Here is a 20230-nt window from a genome sequence, read left to right on the forward strand (position 1 = left end):
GGGAGTGGGCTTGCCCGCGATGACGGCGGAACATTCAACATTGATGTCGCCTGATACACCGCTATCGCGAGCAAGCTCGCTCCCACAGGGATTTGCGTCAGCTGTAGAAATGAGGGCGATCAGGCAGTGCGACGTTGACGATCGCGCCGCTGTTCTGCGCTTCGATGCACGCATCGGCAGCAACAGCGGCGGCGAAGCCATCCCACGCCGACGGCCCACCCACCTGCCCTGCCCGCACGCCATCGATGAACGCCTGCAACTCGACGTCATAGGCCGCGATGAAGCGATCCTTCCAGTCCATCAGAATCGCGTTGGACAGCTTGGCCCCGCTGCGCAATTGAACTTGGGACGGCTCCGGCAGCTTGGCGATGCCGGTCTCCCCCACCACTTCGCACTGGATGTCGTAGCCATACTGGCAATTGACGAAGACTTCCACGTCGATGCGCGTGCCCTTGGCGGTTTCCAGCAGCACGATCTGCGGATCTTTCAAATGCGCGAGGGCCTTGCTGCTCTTGCGCGGGAACACCACCTGCACCGAGACGTAATCGTCGTCGAGCAACCAGCGCAGCACGTCAAGTTCATGGATCAGCGTGTCGGTGATTGCCATGTCGGTCTTGTAGTTTTCACCCACGCTCGGGTTGCGGTGCGCGCAATGCAGCATCAACGGCTCGCCGATCTGGCCGCTGTCGATCACCGACTTCAACGCGCGATAACCTTCATCGTACGGACGCATGAATCCGACCTGCACCAGCCGTTTGCCGTGGGCCACTTCGGCCTCGACAATCTTGCGGCAGCCTTCGGCGGTGACGGCCAGCGGCTTTTCGCAGAACACCGGTTTGCCCGCCGCAATCGCGGCCAGCACGAACTCCTCGTGGCTCGGGCCCCAGGAGGTGACGAGGATCGCCTCGACGTCCGGCGCCTTAATCAGCGCGTGGCCGTCGGGATAAACCTCGGCGGTCAGTTTCAGGTCAGCGACGACCTTGGCCGCCTGCTGCAAATTGATGTCGGTAACCGCCACGACCTGGCTGTTGAGCAAGGTCTGGCTGCAACGACGGATGTGGTCCTGGCCGATGGCCCCGGTACCGATGACGCCTAGCCGCAACGCTTGGGAAAGCAATGACATGAAAGGATTCCTTGTGGTTGTTCGATTCAGGGCAATCAGTACTGACGGGCCTTGGCCAGTCGTTCGTTCAGGGTTTTGGCCACCGCGTCAGTGCGGGCGCTGGTGGAGACTTGCGCCACGCCGACCCGCCACCACGACAGGTAACCGTGAATCATGGTCTTGGGCAGAACCTTGATATCGATCAGGGTCGAGACCGTCTGCAAGCGCGCATCAGCCAGCGCCACCTGCAGCTCTTCAACGGTGTTCACCTTGTAGGTCTTACAGCCGTAAGCCGCCGCGCTCATGGCGAAATCCACCGGCACGAAAGCGCCGTCGAGCTTGCCGCTCTGCGGGTTACGGAAACGGAACTCGGTGGCAAAGCTGTCCATGCCGTTGCCCATCTGCAGGTTGTTGATGCAACCGAAGGTCATGTTGTCGAACAGCACCACGTTGATCTTGCGCCGCTCCTGGATCGAGGTGGCGAGCTCCGAGTGCAGCATCATGTAGGAGCCGTCGCCCACCAGCGCATAGACCTCGCGCGCGGGTTCGGCGAGCTTCACGCCCAGCGCGGCGTTCACCTCATAGCCCATGCACGAATATCCGTATTCGACGTGATAGGTGTTCACCCCCTTGCTGCGCCAGCTGCGCTGCAAATCGCCAGGCAGACTGCCGGCAGCGGCGACGATCACCGCGTCATCGGCAAGAGTTTCATTGAGCACGCCGAGCACGCGACTCTGGGTCAGGCAGGAACCGGTCAGCTCGTTGAATTCACGCAACACTGCCGGATCGAGGTGGTCGTTGATTTCCGGGACGAAATCCCGCGCCTGATAGTCAATCTGATACAGGCGATCCACTTCCTCATCCAGTTGCGCCCGGGCCTGACGGGGTTGATCGCCCCAGCCGGAACGGTAGTCGCCCAGCGCTTCAGCCAGCGCCGACATGCCTGTCCGGGCATCCGCCAGCAGTTGCACACCGTCGAGTTTCAGGGCATCGCAGGGGCTGATATTGAGATTGAGAAATTGCACGTCAGGGTGCTGGAACAAGGATTTCGACGCCGTGGTGAAATCGCTGTAGCGAGTGCCGACCCCGATGATCAGATCCGCTTCCCTGGCCAGCAGGTTTGCCGCCAGACAACCGGTTTCGCCGATGCCACCGACGTTCAGCGGATGGCTCGACACCAGCGCGCTCTTGCCGGCCTGGGTTTCGGCGAAGGGAATATCGAAGCGCTCGGCAAACGCCTGCAACGCCGCGTTGGCGCCCGAGTATTTGACGCCGCCACCACAGATGATCAGCGGTTTGCGCTTGCCTTTGAACAGCGCCACGGCATCGCCGAGCATTGCTTCAGTGGCCGGGCGACGCTCGATGCGGTGCACGCGTTTTTGCAGGAAATAATCGGGATAGTCGTAAGCCTCGGCCTGCACGTCCTGCGGCAAGGCCAGGGTCACGGCGCCGGTTTCGGCGGGGTCAGTGAGCACGCGCATCGCGTGGATCGCCGCAGTCATCAATTGCTCGGGACGGTTAATGCGATCCCAGTATTTGCTCACGGCCTTGAACGCATCGTTGGTGCTGATACTCAGGTCGTGGAACTGCTCGATCTGTTGCAACACCGGATCCGGTTGACGGCAGGCATAGACGTCACCCGGCAACAGCAGCAAGGGAATCCGGTTGGCGGTCGCGGTGGCGGCAGCGGTCAGCATGTTCGCCGCGCCCGGCCCCACGGACGAGGTGCAGGCGTAGATCTTGCGTCGCAGATGCTGCTTGGCGAAACCGATCGCCGCATGGGCCATGCCTTGTTCGTTGCGGCCCTGATGGACAATCAGGTCACCGCTGTCCTGCTCCAGCGCCTGCCCCAGACCCAGCACGTTGCCGTGGCCGAAAATGGTAAAGATCCCGGCGACGAACTTGCTCTGAACGCCATCGACCTCGATGTACTGGTTGTCGAGGAATTTCACCAGGGCCTGGGCCATGGTCAGTCTTGTTGTGGTCATAACCGCACCTTTCAAATTCAGATCCGATCCCTGCAAGGGGCACTGTCAACTCAGGGATTTGCTCAGGTGTTCCATGCTCGCGCCGATCGCCGTCTGGATATCCGCCAGGCCATGGACGCTGTCGGCGAACGGCTCATACGACAGGTAGCCGCTGTAGCCGCCAGCGAGCAGGCTGTTGATTTGTGTCGCGTTGCCGAGAATGTCGTCCGCGCCCACCAGCACCCGGTGACCATCGCAAAGGTTCGCCAGCGGCGCCTCGGTTTCCTCGACACCGGAGATGTGCGCCAGCCCGGTCAGCTCGGGGAAAAACTCTTGTTCACCGGCCAGGTGATGGTGAAAGGTGTCGTGCACCAGACGGAACACATCCAGCCCGCCGACTGCCTTGATTGCCTCCACCGCCGTGCGTTTGCGGCGCAGCGAGCAGGCTTTGAAACCCAGCGGCTCGATGAAACCCAGCAGGCCGTGATCACGCAGGATCGGCGCCAGCTCGCTCAGCGCGGTGCGCAGGCCCGACGCACGTTCGGCGACGCTGCGCGGATCGGCGCGGTCGTTCAACGGGCACATCACCAGCCCCCGCGCACCACAATCGCGGGCATAGGCAGCCAGCTTCAAGGCCTGCGCGCGGCGCTCGTCATTCCACACGTCAAACGGATACAGCGCGTTGATCGACAGCACGCTGATGCCGTGGGTCGCGCACAACTCACGCACATATTCGGGTGCGGTGCCGTCCTCGATCTCGATGCCTTTGAGATCGTTGCGGATCTCGATGGCGTCGGCCTTGAGGGTCACCGCCAACTCGATGAACGCCGGCAGGGACAAACGTGGAGCGACCATTCGGTTCAGGGCAAAACGCAGTGGAGTACTCATTCTTGTTGTTCTCCGCGCAGATGATTTATTTGGCCGTCGGCATGCTGAATTCAGGGCCCTTGGCAATGCTGTCGGGCCAGCGCTGCATCACGCTTTTGTAGCGACTGTAGAAACGAATGCCTTCTTCCCCGTAGGCGTGGTGATCACCGAACAGCGAGCGCTTCCAGCCACCGAACGAATGCCAGGCCATGGGCACCGGAATCGGTACGTTGATGCCGACCATGCCGACCTTGATGCTGCGGGCGAAGGCGCGGGCGATCCCGCCATCGCTGGTAAAACACGACACGCCGTTGCCGAACTCATGGGCGTTGATCAACGCCACCGCACTGGCGAAATCCGGCACGCGCACGATGCCCAGCACCGGGCCGAAGATTTCCTGCTGATAGATGCTCATGTCGGTGGTGACGTGATCGAACAGCGTCGCGCCGACGAAAAAACCGGCCTCGGCCCCCGGCACCTTGAAGTGTCGGCCATCGACAATCAGCTGCGCGCCCTGGGCCACGCCCTGATCGATAAAACCTTCCACCCTGGCCTTGTGTTCGGCGGTGACCAGCGGGCCCATGTCGCTGTCGCCTTGCAGACCGTTGCCGACTTTCAACTGATCGATGCGCGGCAGCAGCTTGGCGATCAGTTGATCGCCGACTTCACCCACCGCGACCGCAATCGAAATCGCCATGCAGCGCTCACCGGCCGATCCGTAAGCGGCGCCGATCAAGGCATCCGCCGCCTGATCCAGATCCGCGTCGGGCATGACGATCATGTGATTCTTCGCGCCTCCCAGAGCCTGCACTCGCTTGCCGCGCGCGGTGGCCTGCTGGTGGATGTACTCGGCAATCGGCGTCGAACCGACAAACGAAATCGCCTCGACGTCCGGGTGCTGCAGCAAGGCGTCGACCGCCGCTTTGTCGCCCTGAACCACGTTGAACACGCCATCCGGCAAACCGGCTTCGGTCAACAGGCGAGCCATCAGCAAACTGGCGGACGGATCGCGCTCGGAGGGCTTGAGGATGAAGCAGTTGCCGGTGACCAGCGCCAGCGGAATCATCCACAGCGGCACCATCACCGGGAAATTGAACGGCGTGACCCCGGCGCAGACGCCGAGCGGCTGACGCAGGTTCCAGTTGTCGATGCCGCCGCCGATGTTGTCGCTGAACTCGGTCTTCAACAGGTTCGGTGCACCGCAGGCGTACTCGACGATTTCAATGCCTCGGGTGACTTCGCCCTTGGCGTCGGAAAACACCTTGCCGTGTTCACGGCTGATGATTTCCGCCAGTTCGTCGTGATGACGATCGAGCAACTCCTTGAACTTGAACATCACCCGCGAACGGCGCAGGGACGATTGCTCGGACCAGGCCGGGAATGCCTTCAGCGCCGAAGCGACGGCAGCGTCCACGGTCTTCTGGCTGGCCAACCCGACCCGCGCCTGAACAGAGCCGGTGGCCGGATTGAAGACATCGCTGAATCGTTCGCTACCGCTGTCCTGCACCTGACCGTCGAGGTAATGGCCTATGACCGGGGCGTCGCTCATTGTTCTTGTTCTCCGTGCGAAAGTTGGAATTCAGAGATCCAGCAGCCAGCTGTGCTGCGGGTCGTTATGGAACTGCCAGACGCGTTTCGGCCCGGCCATCACGTTCAGGTAATAAGACTCGTAGCCATACGGCACGCTGACCGGGTGATAGCCCTTGGGCACGACGACGAGGTCGCTGTTTTCTACGGCCATGGCTTGATCGATGCTGCGGTCGTCGGTGTAGACCCGCTGGAACACGAAGCCCTGGGGCGGGTTGATCTGGTGGTAGTAGGTTTCTTCGAGAAAGCTCTGGTGCGGCAGGTCGTCGGTGTCGTGCTTGTGCGGCGGGTAGCTCGACGAGTGCCCCGACGGCGTGCGCACTTCCACCACCAGCAGCGAATGAGCCGGCTCGCTGTCCGGGAGGATGTCGCAGACATAGCGGGTGTTGGCGCCCTTGCCGCGCACGCTGCGCTTCATGGTTTCAGGCCTGATCAGGCGCGGGCCGAGGTCCGTGGTGGTCGAACCGGGCGCGGCGCAAACCGCCACTTGCGCATCACTCAATGCCACCACCTGCGCCTGACTGCCGGGTGGCAGGTACGCGGCGAACGGTGATTTGTCTTCGAACACCGACTGGCGATCACCGAGATTGTCCCAGTTGAAGGCCCCCTGCCCCGGCGCTTCGCCGTGGATGCCGATCCGACCACTGAGCAGCACCAAACACAGCTCTTTATCACCCGCTGCGACAGGCAAGGTTTCACCCAGACTCAACCGGTAGGCAGCGAAACCGACGTATTGCAGCTCACCTTCAGCCAGCTCGACCATGGTCCGGCCACGGGCCTTGCTTTTGACCAGCAGGCTCATCGTGCAGTCCTCTCGTCGAGCAACGCACGTAAGGTGTCGAAGCCTTTCTTCGCGTAGACATAACTTGGCGCCACTGCCGGATCCTGCTCGGCCTCGACCACCAGCCAGCCGTGGTAATCGGCCGCCAGCAGCACGTCCAGCAGCTCAGCGAAGTCGATGTCACCGTCCCCTGGAACGGTAAAAGTGCCGTTGATGATGCAGTCGGGGAAGCTCCACAGGTTGTTGCGCGCCAGTTGCACCACCGGTTTGCGCACGTCCTTGAAATGCACGTGGCAGATGCGCGACAGGTGTTTGCGCAGCACCTGCAAGGGCTCACCGCCGCCCATGTAGCAATGGCCTGAATCGAACAGCAGCCCGACTTCATTGCCGGTCAGCGCCATCAGAGTGTCGATGTCCGACGGCGATTCGACGTAGGCGCCCATATGGTGGTGATACGCCAGACGCACGCCCTGGGACAGGGTGAAGCGTGCCAGTTCGGTCAGTTTGTCTGCGTATTGCTGCCACGCCTGTTCGGTGTGAAAACGCGGGCGCTCAACCAACGGAATTCGCTGGCCCTGAATGGAATCGGCGACTTCACCGTAAACCAGCACGTTCGCGCCATTCTTCGCCAACAACTCGACATGGCTGGCAATCGCGTCGATTTCCTCGGCCACCGAACGACGAGCGAGGCGACTGGAATACCAGCCGGACACCAACGCCAGGTCGTACGGGCGCAGCACGTCGCCAACGCCTTTGGCGTCCTTGGGAAACTTGCCGTTGAGTTCGAAGCCTTCATAACCGATGGCCTTGCCTTCGCTGAGGGCGGTGCTCAGCGGCGTTTCACCGCCGAGGGACGGCAGGTCGTCGTTGCTCCAGGAAATCGGGTTGATGCCAATTCGGATAGCGGGCATGGCTGCACCTTTTATTGTTATTTCTAGAATGTTCAACCGCGTCTCAGGCCCGGGCCGTACGCCAGGCATCGATCAGTTCGACGAAGGTGCCCTGTACCTGGCGGATCAGCGTCTCGTCGTCGATTTCCCCCGACAGCCAGGCGCGGCTCGGCTCCTGGAAAATCGTCCGGCCCACGGCAAACCCGCGGCAGGTCTGGCTCTGGCTGGCCTGTTGAAAGCCTTCGGCCAACGCTGACGCTGGGGCATTCAAACCCAGCAGCACCACGCCTCGGCAATAGGGATCGCGCGCCTGGATCAGTTCGTCGAGCTGTTGCCATTCCTCGGCGCTTTGGGCTTCGATCTTCCACCACGCCGGATAGATGCCCAGGTTGTAGAGGCGTTTGAGCGCGCGATACAACACCTCGGGATGCGGTGAGGGGTGATCCTTGGGCGGGATGATTTCCAGCAGCAGTTCATGACCGCTGACTTGCGATGCCTGATACAGCGCCTTGATTTGCGCTTCCTGTTCCAGCCGCAGCATGGGTTCGTCGTCCGGGTGAAATTGCACCAGGCATTTGATGATTTGTTCTTGCGGCCAGGCAATCAGGTTGCTGCCGATCGAGCGCCCGTGTTCGAAGGCCAGCGGCCGCGAGCCCTGCACCTCGACCGGCCGCGCCACCCACCAGCCACGACCGGTGGCGGCGTTCAGCGAGTCCTGGCCGAAACGCTGATCCGCCAGCAGCCCGACATCGGCTTCGATGCCCTGCTCGCGCAAATCGCTTTCGACCCGTTCCACAGCCTTGATGAACAGTTGCTTGAGTTCGCCGATGGCGCTGAGGTCGCGTCCGCCCTTCTGGGCCAGTTCCACCAGTTGTCCGCGATGGTCGAAGGCAAAGATGAACAGTTGCTTCCACTGTTTGCGCGGCACACTGACCTGATGCAGGCGTTGCAGGGTGACGTCCTGATCCGGCCGGGTAATCGGCACCGGGCTGCTGAACAGGTAATCGAGTTCGGCACGGGTCGGCATCGCCGGCGCGCAGGCATGACGCGACACCACCAGACCACCGCAGGCATTGGCCAACTGGCAGCAACGCTCGTCGCTAGCACCCTCCAGCCAACCGCTGAGGAAGCCCGACATGAACGCATCGCCGGCGCCCAGCACGTTCAGCACTTCGACTCGCACGCCGGGATAAATCGCGCCGTCTTCCAGACGTTGTGGAATATCCCCGTGGATCACCGTGCAACCTTGCGGGCCGAGCTTGACCACCAGGGTCGCCGCGCTCAGCCGCCGAACATTGCGCAGCGCGGTGAGCAAATCTTCTGAACCGCCGGCCATCAGAAACTCTTCCTCCGTCCCGACCACAAGATCGAAGCGCGGGAGGATATTCTGCACATGCTGAGTGACGTTCTGATCGGCAACGAAGCGGGTTTCGCCGTCCGCCTTGCCGGCAAGCCCCCACAGGACCGGGCGGTAGTCGATGTCCAGCACCCGTTTGACGTGGTGCTTTTCGGCGTAGTCGAGCGCCTGGATGCTCGCCTTGTAGACGCCATCGGTGGAGAAGTGGGTGCCGGTGATCAGCAAGGCTTTGCTGGAGGCGATAAAGGCTTCGCTGATGTCTTCGGCCCGCAGCGCCATGTCAGCGCAATTCTCACGGTAGAAGACCAGGGGAAAGGTCTCCCGATCCTTGAGACCGAGCAGCACCATGGCGGTCAGTCGCTCCGGATCGACCTCGATGCCGCTGACATCGCAGCCTTCACGGGCCAGGGATTCGATCAGGAAACGCCCCATGTGATCGTCACCGGTCCGGCTCAGCATCGCCGACCTGAGCCCCAGCCGGGCAGTGCCGAACGCGATGTTGGCGGACGAGCCGCCGAGGTATTTGGCGAAGCTGCTCACATCCTCCAGCCGTGCCCCGACTTGCTGCGCATAGAGGTCGACGCCGAGGCGCCCGAGGCAAATCAGATCCAATTGACGTCCACTGGCAAAACGAGTCTGGCCCATGCTGGCTCCTGTTATTTTTATCAGCCTGTGCCCAACGCGGTGACCGCGCCGGACACTCTTGGTGGATGCAGACTAAAACGAGCCGGATCGAACAATCAATAAATATTCCAATTATTTTTCACGTGGAATATTTTTTCCAATAAACTTCAATGCAGGCGCGCCAGACGCCGTGCATCGTTTCAGCAGGCATCCCGCTGGTGCAAGCCCAAGATTTTGTCCTGGCCGAGCCTGTAGACTGCGCACAGCCAACCTATTGTCAGGGGACGAGACCTACAACCGTCCCTATAAGAACAAGCCAGAAGGATTATTTATGTCCAGAACCGATCAGCCGGCTACCGCCGAGAGCGCGCCCGAGAGCGATCTTGCCAGCCCCCCGATCAATGCCGAGCGTCTGCTGCAGCTCATCACCACTGAATACGAAAGCCTTCCGCGCCAGCTCAAGCGCATCGCCAGTTACATGAGCCAGCAGAGTGACCGGATCATGGTCGACCGCATCAGCGACATCGCCCGCGAGTGCGAAGTGCACCCGTCGGCCATCGTGCGGTTTTCTCAGCGTTTCGGTTTCAGCGGTTTCAGTGAAATGCAGGCACTGTTCCGCGAGGCGTATACCCACAAAGCCACGCCGGTGCAGAACTACCAGCAACGCATTCGCAGCATGATCGCCAACAAGTCGCAGAAAGCCAGCGGCGGCGACCTGGCCCGCGAGTGCATCGACGCCACCCTGTCGGGCATCGAACGCCTGGGGCAGGAACTGGATGACCAGGCCTTCGAAAAGGCCGTGGATCTGGTGGTCAATGCCGATAATATCTACGTGGTCGGCGTTCGCCGCTCGTTCGCGGTGGCCGACTATCTGGTCTACAACCTGCAACACACCAACAAGCGCATCCACCTGGTCTCGGGCCTCGGCGGCAGCTATCGCGAACAGATGCGCAGCGTTCGCGCCAATGACCTGGTGATCGCCATCAGTTTCACGCCGTATGGCAAGGAAACTCAGCACTGCCTGCGCATCGCCCAGCACCATCAGGCGAAAACCCTGATCATCACTGACAGCAATCTCTCGCCCCTGGCCAAACGCGCCAACACCCTGCTGCTGGTCAACGAAGGCAGTTCGTTTGCGTTCCGCTCCCTGAGTGCGACCCTGTGCCTGTGCCAGGCGCTGTTTATCGCTGTGGCCTATCGACTGGAGTTGAAGGTGGACGAGATTCACGAGCAGGTCGGGTTCGAGGACTGATCGGGGCACCGCCATTCCAACGAACGGGGCAAATCAAAATATTTATTCCATTATTTGAATGAAAGGAATATTTATTCTATAAACAGGATCTCTGAAAACAAGAACTCAAAGGATCCTGTCATGCGTGAACTCGGAATCGGCCTTATCGGCACGGGCTTCATGGGGCGCGCCCACGCCCTGGCCTTTCGCAACGTCAGCGGGGCGTTCGAACTACCCTTCACCCTTCGCCTGGCCGCCCTGGCTGACGCCGATCCCGCACGGGCGCAAGCCTGCGCCACCGCCTGGGGCTTTGAGCAGGCCCATGGCGACTGGCAGCGATTGATCAATGACCCCAAGGTCAATTTGATCGCCATCACTACTCCCAACCACTTGCATTACCCGATGGCGATGGCAGCACTTGCTGCCGGCAAGCCGGTGTACTGCGAAAAGCCATTGGCAGTGAATCTTGAACAAGCTCATGCCATGCACGTGGCGGCGAAGCATGCAGGCGTCGTCACCCGGGTCGGCTACAACTACCAGCACAACCCGATCATCGGCCTGACACGCGAGCTGATCCTGAGTGGCGAACTCGGCGAGATCATCAGCTTTCAAGGTGAATTCAGCGAAGATTTCATGGCCGATCCAGCCTCCCCTTGGTCGTGGCGCTGCGAACCGGAACATGCCGGTGGAGCACTGGCGGATCTGGGCAGCCACCTGCTCGCCATGGCGCGCTACCTGGTGGGCGATGTCGAAGCGGTGTGCGCCGATTCCCAGACCGTCCATGGCCAGCGCCCGGCCACAACCGGCAGCCAGGAACAACGCCGCATTGCGGTCGACGATCAGGCCCATGCGCTGCTGCGCTTTGCCAGCGGCGCACGCGGTACCTTCAGCAGCAGCTGGCTAAAGCAGGGCTACAAGAATCATCTGAGTTTCGAAATCAGCGGCACCCGAGGCACCCTGGCGTTTGATCAGGAGCGCTTGAACGAACTACGCCTGTGTCGAGCCGGCCAAGGCGGCTTCCAGCGTTTACTGGCCGGACCGGACTTGCCCGGTTACGCCGCATTCAGCCCGGCGGCGGGGCATCAGTTGGGTTACAACGAGCTGAAAACGCTGGAAGTGCATGAGCTGATCATGGCGCTGGCCGGGAATGGGCAGACCGGGACTGATTTCGAGGAGGCGTTTGAAGTGGAGAGGCTGGCGACGGCGATTCGGGTCGCGGCTGAGGAGCGGCGTTGGGTGTCTGTCAGTGAAATCACTGGCTAGTTTTGTGAGGGCACAAAAAAGCCGATCGGGATGATCGGCTTTAGTGTCTGACCTTGATGAAGAGGCAACTGGATCCCCTGTAAAAGTCACTGCGCATGAAAAAGCCCAACTCGCTAAAGTTGGGCTAAGTCATTGAATTATATGGTCGGGACGGAGTGATTCGAACACTCGACCCCTAGCACCCCATGCTAGTGCGCTACCGGACTGCGCTACGCCCCGACTAAGTTTGAAACTTGTTCTCCATCTCGAAGAACGCTCAAGAATATATCGCAAGCTTTTGAAAACTGGAAGTATTTAAAAGCAGGAAATTATTTCTTGAGAACCACCAGAACATCTTCGAGTTCGGCGATCATCTGGCGGATCATTTGCTTGTATTGGGTGGTGTCGTCTTTGGCTTCATCGCCGGACAGACGCAGGCGCGCGCCGCCGATGGTAAACCCCTGATCGTAAAGGAGCGCGCGGATCTGCCGGATCATCAGCACGTCCTGGCGCTGATAATACCGGCGGTTTCCGCGGCGTTTGACGGGGTTGAGCTGAGGAAACTCCTGCTCCCAGTAGCGCAGCACGTGCGGCTTTACCGCACACAGCTCGCTGACTTCACCGATGGTGAAGTAGCGTTTGCCCGGGATGACGGGTAGTTCGTCGTTATGACTTGGTTCCAGCATAAGCCTCAACTCGGGCCTTCAACTTCTGCCCTGGACGAAAGGTGACCACACGGCGAGCCGTGATCGGGATTTCTTCCCCCGTTTTCGGGTTGCGGCCAGGCCGCTGGCGTTTGTCCCGAAGGTCGAAATTGCCGAAACCCGACAATTTGACCTGCTCGTTGTCTTCAAGAGCGTGCCTGATCTCCTCAAAAAACAGTTCAACCAATTCCTTGGCTTCCCGCTTGTTCAGGCCCAGCTCTTCATACAGACGTTCCGCCATCTCAGCTTTCGTCAAAGCCCCCATACGTCACTTCCTTAACGTGGCGTTCAACCTTTGTTCGAGCGAGGTGAGGATATTTTGCGTCGTCGAATTCACCTCATCGTCATTAAGAGTGCGCGATGGATGCTGCCAGGTCAAGCCGACTGCAAGGCTTTTTCTATCAGGATCAATGCCTTTACCCTGATACACGTCAAATAGCCTGAGGTCTGTCAGCCATTCGCCTGCATTTTCACGGATTACGTCCAGTACAGCCGAGGCTGCAATGTCTTTGTGTGCAATCAGTGCCAGGTCACGACGCACTTCAGGAAAGCGCGACAACTCGTGGAATTTAGGCATTTTACCCAGAGCGACTTCAGCCAGAACCAGCTCGAAGACGAAGACCGGACGGTCGAGACCCAGGGATTTCGACAGCTCAGGGTGAATCGCGCCGATAAACCCGACTTCACGCCCTTCCCGCTCGATGCGCGCGGTCTGGCCCGGGTGCAGCGCAGGGTGCTTGCCCGGTGCAAAAGTGAACTGATCCAGCGCACCGGCAAAGCCCAGCACCGCTTCTACGTCAGCCTTGACGTCGAAGAAGTCGACGGTATCGCGACCTTGCGCCCAGCCCTCCGGCAGACGGCTGCCGCATACCACACCGGCGATCATCGGCTCTTGCTTCAGACCTTCCAGCTGACCGACAAAGCGCAGACCGCTCTCGAACAGACGAACACGATCCTGCTGACGGTTGAGGTTGTGCTGCAACGCCTTGACCAGACCCGGCCACAGCGACGAACGCATGGCAGCCATGTCATTGGAGATCGGGTTCGCCAACAGCAGCGGCTCGACGCCAGGGTTGAACAGTTCGAACTGCTTCGGATCGATGAAGCTGTAAGTGATCGCTTCCTGATAACCACGAGCCACCAGCAGACGACGCAGTTCCGGCAGATCACTGCGCGCTTCAGCTTTGGCCTGTGGCGCCAGACGAGCTTGCGGGTAACGAACTGGCAAGCGGTTGTAACCGTACAGACGTGCCAGCTCTTCGATCAGATCGACTTCCAGGCTGATATCGAAGCGATGGCTCGGCACTTCTACGCGCCACTGCCCTGCTCCATCGGCGGAAACTTTCAGGCCCAAAGCGTTGAGCAGACGCTCGACTTCGGCCGAATCCATTTCCATGCCCAGCATCTGGGTGATGCGCTGCGCACGCAGGGTGATCGGCGCGATCGACGGTAGATGCTGCTCGCTGACGGTTTCGATGATCGGGCCGGCTTCGCCACCGGTGATTTCCAGCAGCAGGCCAGTGGCGCGCTCCATGGCTTCACGGGCCAGTTGCCAGTCCACGCCACGCTCGTAGCGGTGCGAAGCGTCGGTATGCAGACCGTAGGAACGAGCCTTGCCCGCCACCGCGATCTGGTCGAAGAACGCACTTTCAAGGAATACGTCGCGAGTGGTCGCGGACACGCCGCTGTGCTCGCCCCCCATCACGCCGGCAATCGCCAGAGCGCGGGTGTGGTCGGCGATCACCAGCGTATCGCTACGCAGGCTGACTTCCTGACCGTCGAGCAGCACGAGCTTCTCGCCCTCTTCCGCCATGCGCACACGGATGCCGCCATTGATTTCGGCGAGATCGAAAGCGTGCAGCGGCTGACCCAGCTCGAGCATCACGTAGTTGGTGATGTCGACGGCAGCGTCGATGCTGCGGACTTCGGCGCGACGCAGGCGCTCAACCATCCACAGTGGCGTCGGCTTGGACAGGTCAACGTTACGGATGACACGGCCCAGATAACGCGGGCAGGCAGCTGGCGCCAGGACTTCTACCGGGCGCACTTCGTCGTGAACTGCTGGAACGGTCATCACCACCGGGCGAGTGACCGGAGCGTCGTACAGCGCGCCAACTTCACGGGCCAGACCGGCCAGGGACAGGCAGTCGCCGCGGTTCGGAGTCAGATCGACTTCGATGCTGGCGTCTTCCAGGTCCAGATACACACGGAAATCTTCGCCCACCGGCGCATCGGCCGGCAGCTCCATCAGACCGTCATTGCCTTCACCGACCTGCAGCTCGGATTGCGAGCACAGCATGCCGTTGGACTCGACGCCACGCAGCTTGGCCTTCTTGATCTTGAAGTCGCCCGGCAGCTCGGCACCAATCATCGCGAACGGAATCTTCAGGCCCGGACGCACGTTTGGCGCACCGCACACGACCTGGAAAGTTTCCGCGCCGTTGCTGACCTGGCACACACGCAATTTGTCGGCGTCGGGATGCTGCTCGGTGCTCAACACCTCGCCCACCACCACGCCACTGAAAACACCGGCGGCCGGCGTAACGCTATCGACCTCAAGACCGGCCATCGACAGACGGGCAACCAGCGCGTCTCGATCTACCTGCGGGCTGACCCAGCCACGCAGCCATTGTTCACTGAATTTCATCCTGCTCTCCTAAGAATTCGTTACGACTAGCGAAATTGCGCGAGGAACCGCAAGTCGTTGTCGAAGAACAGACGCAAGTCGTTCACGCCGTAACGCAGCATGGCCAGACGCTCGACGCCCATGCCGAAGGCGAAGCCCGAGAACTCTTCCGGATCAATCCCGGACATGCGCAGCACATTCGGGTGAACCATGCCGCAGCCCATCACTTCCAGCCAGCCAGTCTGTTTGCAGACGCGGCAGCCTTTACCGCTGCACATCACGCATTCCATGTCGACTTCAGCGGAAGGCTCGGTGAACGGGAAGTACGAAGGACGGAAACGCACGGCCAGTTCTTTTTCGAAGAACACCCGCAGGAACTCTTCGATCGTGCCCTTGAGGTCGGCGAAGTTGATATCGCGATCAACCAGCAGGCCTTCGACCTGATGGAACATCGGCGAGTGGGTGATATCGGAGTCGCTGCGATAAACACGGCCTGGGCAGACGATGCGGATCGGCGGCTTTTTCGATTCCATGGTGCGGACCTGAACCGGCGAGGTGTGGGTGCGCAGCAACATGTTGGCATTGAAATAGAAGGTGTCATGCATCGACCGGGCCGGGTGGTGGCCTGGGATGTTGAGCGCCTCGAAGTTGTGATAGTCGTCTTCGACCTCAGGGCCTTCGGCAATGCCGTAGCCGATATGGGTGAAGAACTGTTCGATACGTTCCAGAGTCCGGGTTACCGGATGCAGACCACCGGAGGTCTGACCGCGGCCCGGCAGCGTCACGTCAATGGATTCGGCAGACAGCTTGGCAGCCAGTTCGGCTTCCTCAAACAGAGCCATACGCGCATTGAGAACGCCTGTTACACGTTCCTTGGCAACGTTGATCAGGGCGCCGACTTGCGGACGCTCTTCTGCCGGCAAATTCCCCAGGGTCTTCATCACCTGAGTCAATTCACCCTTTTTGCCAAGGTATTGAACCCGGATTTGCTCCAGGGCATTGATATCTTCAGCGCTTTGCACAGCCTCTAGTGCTTGAGAGACCAGCGCATCCAGGTTTTCCATGTACAGACTCCAGATACAAAATAGGGGAAGAGCTTGAAGGCTCTTCCCCTATTTATGACGTTTAACACCTGACCCCACAGAGGTGAGGCCGGGTGACTGTCGGGGGTACTTAAGCCAAGGTGGCTTTAGCTTTCTCGACAATCGCAGCAAACGCCGCTTTTTCGTTCACTGCCAGATCAGCCAGAACCTTACGGTCGATCTCGATGGACGCTTTTTTCAGGCCAGCGATGAAACGGCTGTAGGACAGACCGTTAACACGAGCACCAGCGTTGATACGAGCGATCCACAGAGCGCGGAACTGACGTTTTTTCTGACGACGGTCACGGTAGGCGTATTGCCCTGCCTTGATTACCGCTTGCTTGGCAACACGGAATACGCGCGAGCGAGCGCCGTAGTAGCCTTTAGCAAGTTTCAGAATTTTTTTGTGACGTTTACGGGCAATGACGCCACGCTTTACACGAGCCATGAGTTACTTCCTCTATTCTTGATCCAAAAATTAACGAAGGCGCAGCATGCGCTCGACTTTTGCCACGTCAGACGGATGCAGCAAGCTGCTACCGCGCAGTTGACGCTTACGCTTGGTCGACATTTTGGTCAGGATGTGGCTCTTGAAAGCGTGCTTGTGCTTGATACCGTTAGCAGTTTTCAGAAACCGCTTAGCAGCACCACTTTTGGTTTTCATCTTTGGCATGTTCGGATACTCCGCATTCAGTTGATAAACATAATCAGAAGGCCTGCCGTGCCCTGTTGATTACTTCTTCTTTTTCGGGGCGATGACCATGATCAGCTGGCGTCCTTCCATCTTAGGATGCTGTTCGACCGAACCGTACTCGAGCAGGTCTTGTTCAACCCGCTTGAGGAGTTCCATCCCCAGCTCCTGGTGGGCCATCTCACGGCCGCGGAATCGCAAGGATACCTTGGCCCTGTCCCCGTCACTCAGGAAACGTACCAGGTTGCGCAGTTTTACCTGGTAATCCCCTTCCTCCGTCCCTGGACGAAACTTGATTTCTTTTACCTGAATCTGCTTCTGGTTTTTCTTCGCTGCTGCAATCTGCTTCTTCTTTTCGAAGATCGATTTGCCGTAGTCCATCACCCGGCAAACCGGCGGGACTGCGTCAGCAGAGATTTCTACCAGATCAAGCTTTGCTTCTTCAGCAATACGAAGCGCTTCATCAATCGAGACGATGCCAATCTGCTCGCCATCAGCGCCAATTAACCGAACCTCGCGTGCCGAGATATTCTCGTTGATCGGGGCTTTCGGTGCAGTTCGTTTATCTTGTCTCATTTCACGCTTAATAATAATTACTCCGAATCTGGGCGACCACGCCGGGAAACCGCTTGCGCGAGAAACTCAGCGAACTGGGCGACGGGCATCGAGCCCAGGTCAGCACCTTCACGAGTACGCACAGCGACAGTCTGCATCTCGACTTCCTTATCTCCAATAACCAAGAGATATGGAACCTTGAGCAAAGTATGCTCGCGGATTTTAAAGCCGATCTTTTCATTTCTCAAGTCAGACTTGGCACGAAACCCGCTTTCGTTGAGAGTTTTTTCGACCTGAGCGACGAAATCTGCCTGTTTATCAGTGATATTCATGATCACTGCCTGGGTTGGCGCCAGCCACGCAGGGAATGCACCTTCATAATGCTCGATCAGAATCCCGACGAAACGCTCGAACGAACCGAGGATCGCACGGTGCAACATGACCGGATGCTTGCGGCTGTTGTCTTCGGAGACATATTCGGCACCGAGACGCACTGGCAGGTTGAAATCGAGCTGCAAAGTACCACATTGCCACACGCGACCGAGGCAATCTTTCAGCGAGAACTCAATCTTCGGACCATAGAAAGCGCCCTCCCCCGGCTGCAGATCGTACGGAAGGCCCGCGCTATCAAGGGCTGCGGCCAGTGCAGCTTCGGCGCGATCCCACAACTCGTCGGAACCGACGCGTTTTTCCGGACGAGTGGACAGTTTCATTTCGACATCGGTAAAGCCGAAGTCGCGATAAACATCCATGGTCAGCTTGATGAACGCAGCGGATTCAGCCTGCATCTGCTCTTCAGTGCAGAAGATGTGGGCGTCGTCCTGAGTGAACGCACGCACACGCATGATGCCGTGCAGCGCACCCGACGGCTCGTTACGGTGGCAGGCACCGAACTCGGCCAGACGCATCGGCAACTCGCGGTAGCTCTTCAGACCCTGATTGAACACTTGCACGTGGCAAGGGCAGTTCATCGGTTTGATCGCGTAATCGCGGCTTTCCGACTCTGTGGTGAACATGTTGTCGGCGTAGTTGGCCCAGTGCCCGGACTTTTCCCACAGGCTACGGTCAACGACTTGCGGCGTCTTGATTTCGAGATAGCCGTTGTCACGCTGCACCTTGCGCATGTACTGCTCAAGTACCTGGTACAGAGTCCAGCCATTCGGGTGCCAGAACACCATGCCCGGCGCTTCTTCCTGGGTGTGGAACAGGCCCAGGCGCTTGCCGATCTTGCGGTGATCGCGCTTTTCAGCTTCTTCGATTCGCTGGATGTAAGCAGCCAACTGCTTCTTGTCAGCCCATGCAGTGCCGTAAACGCGCTGCAATTGCTCGTTCTTGGCATCACCGCGCCAGTAGGCGCCGGACAGCTTGGTCAACTTGAAGGATTTCAGGAAGCGAGTGTTCGGCACGTGCGGACCACGGCACATGTCGACATATTCTTCGTGATAGTACAGACCCATGGCCTGTTCGTTCGGCATGTCCTCGACCAGGCGCAGCTTGTAGTCTTCGCCGCGAGCCTTGAACACTTCGATCACTTCGGCGCGCGGAGTGACTTTCTTGATGACGTCGTATTCGGTATCGATCAGCTGTTGCATGCGCTGTTCGATGGCAGTCATGTCGTCCGGAGTAAAAGGACGCTCGAAGGCGATGTCGTAATAGAAGCCTTCGTCAATGACCGGACCGATGACCATTTTGGCCGTCGGGTACAACTGCTTGACCGCGTGGCCAACCAGGTGGGCGCAAGAGTGGCGAATGATCTCCAGCCCCTCTTCATCCTTTGGCGTGATGATTTGCAGCGTTGCGTCGCTGTCGATGATGTCGCTGGCGTCGACCAGCTTTCCGTTCACTTTGCCGGCCAGGGTGGCCTTGGCCAGGCCTGCACCAATGGATGCGGCGACCTCGGCTACGGAAACCGGGTGATCGAATGAACGTTGACTGCCGTCGGGAAGAGTAATAGTTGGCATGGCGCCTCCTCTCCTAGTGGTGACCCCTACCAAAGGTCACGTGGGTTGGGATGAGCCAGTACAAGATCCGGTCCAGGCCATTCAATGACGAACGCCTGCCTTACAGCGGCAGGAGCCTTGCGGCCAACCGGAAAACCGAACCAGAGTGACTGGGATTCAAATCAGAATGTTCGAACGCTGCCGCTGCCGGGACTGAAGGTCTTCCGGAGCCTGCGAACGTTCAAGCGAGGCATGCTAGCACAGATGAACGGTCGCCGATGCACTCCGCTTTTACCTGCCTGTTTTTCGCAAGAGGCAAATCGTCCGATTTGTGCCAGAGTGCTGAACTTGATCGGCCTTTCGCCCCTCAGATAACAAGACATTGACCACAAGGAGCATCTTCGCATGCGTCTTAACACCCTGCTCGCAGCAGTCGCCCCCATTGTTCTGCTGCTTCCACTGAGCGCCCACGCCGACTGGCCGAAAGGCGAACGTGAAAAATACATGGCTCAGTGCACCCAGGCGGCCACTCCGCAAATCGGTGCCTCTGCCGCGAAATCCCACTGCGCGTGCGGCGCGGATGCCATCAAGTCTTACCCGGCCAGCGACATTCAGGCCCTGATGGACAACAAGGCAAGTCAGGATCTGCAACAGAAAGCCTTGGGTCAAATTGCCAAATGCAAGGCAAATACCCCTGCGAAAAAGTGATTAAACGGGCCCTTTTATAGCCCTTGGCGTTGCGAAAAAGCAGCCGATTCAGGCCTTTTCGAACGATTTATGCAGGTTTTACAGGTTTTTTTATTGTCTTTATTTTTCGCTTGAAGCCTTTTAAACCGGGGCCTCCAGCTGAAAAAGGCAGTAAAGAAAAGACGACTGATTGGCAAACAGCACGTCCGGGGGGCTACCAAAGCGAACATTTCGACTATGATACCCCGGTGTGCCCAGTTGGCCTGAGCAGCACAGTACTACTGAAAATATATGTTT

At 59.2% G+C, this 20230-nt stretch carries 18 protein-coding genes and 1 tRNA gene; 3 read left to right on the forward strand and 16 right to left on the reverse strand.

What is annotated here, in order from left to right; translation table 11 throughout:
• Positions 1 to 97: 97 nt before the first annotated feature.
• The 7 genes from CAF63_RS22880 to iolC are packed head-to-tail and all read right to left on the reverse strand — an operon-like array spanning position 98 to position 9196.
• On the reverse strand, positions 98 to 1123 hold the full coding sequence (locus tag CAF63_RS22880) for a Gfo/Idh/MocA family protein (protein ID WP_085689176.1): 1026 nt from the start codon (positions 1121 to 1123) through the stop codon (positions 98 to 100).
• Positions 1124 to 1158: 35 nt separating this feature from the next.
• On the reverse strand, positions 1159 to 3090 hold the full coding sequence (gene iolD, locus CAF63_RS22885) for a 3D-(3,5/4)-trihydroxycyclohexane-1,2-dione acylhydrolase (decyclizing) (RefSeq protein WP_085689179.1): 1932 nt from the start codon (positions 3088 to 3090) through the stop codon (positions 1159 to 1161).
• 45 nt (positions 3091 to 3135) lie between these two features.
• Positions 3136 to 3957, reverse strand: a complete 822-nt coding sequence (locus CAF63_RS22890) for a TIM barrel protein (RefSeq protein WP_085689182.1) — start codon at positions 3955 to 3957, stop codon at positions 3136 to 3138.
• A 25-nt stretch (positions 3958 to 3982) separates the two neighbouring features.
• A complete protein-coding gene (locus tag CAF63_RS22895) occupies positions 3983 to 5485 on the reverse strand; it encodes a CoA-acylating methylmalonate-semialdehyde dehydrogenase (protein ID WP_085689185.1) in 1503 nt (500 codons plus the stop codon).
• A gap of 30 nt (positions 5486 to 5515) precedes the next feature.
• Complete coding sequence (iolB, locus tag CAF63_RS22900; RefSeq protein WP_085689188.1) at positions 5516 to 6325, reverse strand: 5-deoxy-glucuronate isomerase; 810 nt, start codon at positions 6323 to 6325, stop codon at positions 5516 to 5518.
• Complete coding sequence (gene iolE / locus CAF63_RS22905) at positions 6322 to 7215, reverse strand: myo-inosose-2 dehydratase (protein WP_007956043.1); 894 nt, start codon at positions 7213 to 7215, stop codon at positions 6322 to 6324. Before iolE ends, iolB begins: the two co-directional genes overlap by 4 nt.
• A 43-nt stretch (positions 7216 to 7258) precedes the next feature.
• Complete coding sequence (iolC, locus tag CAF63_RS22910; RefSeq protein ID WP_085689191.1) at positions 7259 to 9196, reverse strand: 5-dehydro-2-deoxygluconokinase; 1938 nt, start codon at positions 9194 to 9196, stop codon at positions 7259 to 7261.
• A 310-nt stretch (positions 9197 to 9506) separates the two neighbouring features.
• On the opposite strand from iolC, the gene CAF63_RS22915 reads away from it, so the two are divergent.
• Complete coding sequence (locus CAF63_RS22915; RefSeq protein ID WP_085689194.1) at positions 9507 to 10427, forward strand: MurR/RpiR family transcriptional regulator; 921 nt, start codon at positions 9507 to 9509, stop codon at positions 10425 to 10427.
• Positions 10428 to 10547: 120 nt separating this feature from the next.
• Positions 10548 to 11669 carry a Gfo/Idh/MocA family protein gene (locus CAF63_RS22920; RefSeq protein ID WP_085689197.1) on the forward strand — a complete coding sequence of 374 codons (1122 nt, stop codon included), beginning with the start codon at positions 10548 to 10550 and terminating at the stop codon, positions 11667 to 11669.
• Between the two features lie 142 nt (positions 11670 to 11811).
• Here CAF63_RS22920 and CAF63_RS22925 read toward each other — a convergent pair.
• From CAF63_RS22925 to thrS, 9 genes are all read right to left on the reverse strand, one after another.
• Positions 11812 to 11888: transfer RNA gene (locus tag CAF63_RS22925), tRNA-Pro, on the reverse strand.
• Between the two features lie 89 nt (positions 11889 to 11977).
• A complete protein-coding gene (locus CAF63_RS22930) occupies positions 11978 to 12334 on the reverse strand; it encodes a MerR family transcriptional regulator (RefSeq protein WP_003179985.1) in 357 nt (118 codons plus the stop codon).
• Complete coding sequence (gene ihfA / locus CAF63_RS22935) at positions 12315 to 12617, reverse strand: integration host factor subunit alpha (RefSeq protein WP_002553164.1); 303 nt, start codon at positions 12615 to 12617, stop codon at positions 12315 to 12317. Before ihfA ends, CAF63_RS22930 begins: the two co-directional genes overlap by 20 nt.
• 3 nt (positions 12618 to 12620) lie before the next feature.
• Complete coding sequence (gene pheT / locus CAF63_RS22940; RefSeq protein WP_085689199.1) at positions 12621 to 14999, reverse strand: phenylalanine--tRNA ligase subunit beta; 2379 nt, start codon at positions 14997 to 14999, stop codon at positions 12621 to 12623.
• A 26-nt stretch (positions 15000 to 15025) separates the two neighbouring features.
• Positions 15026 to 16042: a phenylalanine--tRNA ligase subunit alpha gene (gene pheS / locus CAF63_RS22945; protein WP_011333387.1), complete on the reverse strand. Its 1017-nt coding sequence runs from the start codon at positions 16040 to 16042 to the stop codon at positions 15026 to 15028.
• 109 nt (positions 16043 to 16151) lie between these two features.
• Positions 16152 to 16508, reverse strand: a complete 357-nt coding sequence (gene rplT, locus CAF63_RS22950) for a 50S ribosomal protein L20 (protein WP_002553161.1) — start codon at positions 16506 to 16508, stop codon at positions 16152 to 16154.
• Positions 16509 to 16538: 30 nt separating this feature from the next.
• The gene (gene rpmI, locus CAF63_RS22955) at positions 16539 to 16733 is read right to left on the reverse strand and encodes a 50S ribosomal protein L35 (RefSeq protein ID WP_002553160.1); all 195 of its coding nucleotides are present in this window, start codon (positions 16731 to 16733) and stop codon (positions 16539 to 16541) included.
• A gap of 60 nt (positions 16734 to 16793) precedes the next feature.
• Positions 16794 to 17345: a translation initiation factor IF-3 gene (infC, locus tag CAF63_RS22960; RefSeq protein ID WP_170929631.1), complete on the reverse strand. Its 552-nt coding sequence runs from the start codon at positions 17343 to 17345 to the stop codon at positions 16794 to 16796.
• Positions 17345 to 19267 carry a threonine--tRNA ligase gene (gene thrS / locus CAF63_RS22965; RefSeq protein ID WP_085689202.1) on the reverse strand — a complete coding sequence of 641 codons (1923 nt, stop codon included), beginning with the start codon at positions 19265 to 19267 and terminating at the stop codon, positions 17345 to 17347. Before thrS ends, infC begins: the two co-directional genes overlap by 1 nt.
• 384 nt (positions 19268 to 19651) lie before the next feature.
• Here thrS and CAF63_RS22970 point away from each other — a divergent pair, with 384 nt between their 5' ends.
• Positions 19652 to 19954, forward strand: coding sequence for a hypothetical protein (locus CAF63_RS22970; RefSeq protein WP_085689205.1), 303 nt, complete (start codon positions 19652 to 19654; stop codon positions 19952 to 19954).
• Positions 19955 to 20230: the final 276 nt, after the last annotated feature.

Origin of the sequence: Pseudomonas sp. B20(2017) (genome assembly GCF_002113125.1) — a bacterium.
GTDB lineage: Bacteria > Pseudomonadota > Gammaproteobacteria > Pseudomonadales > Pseudomonadaceae > Aquipseudomonas.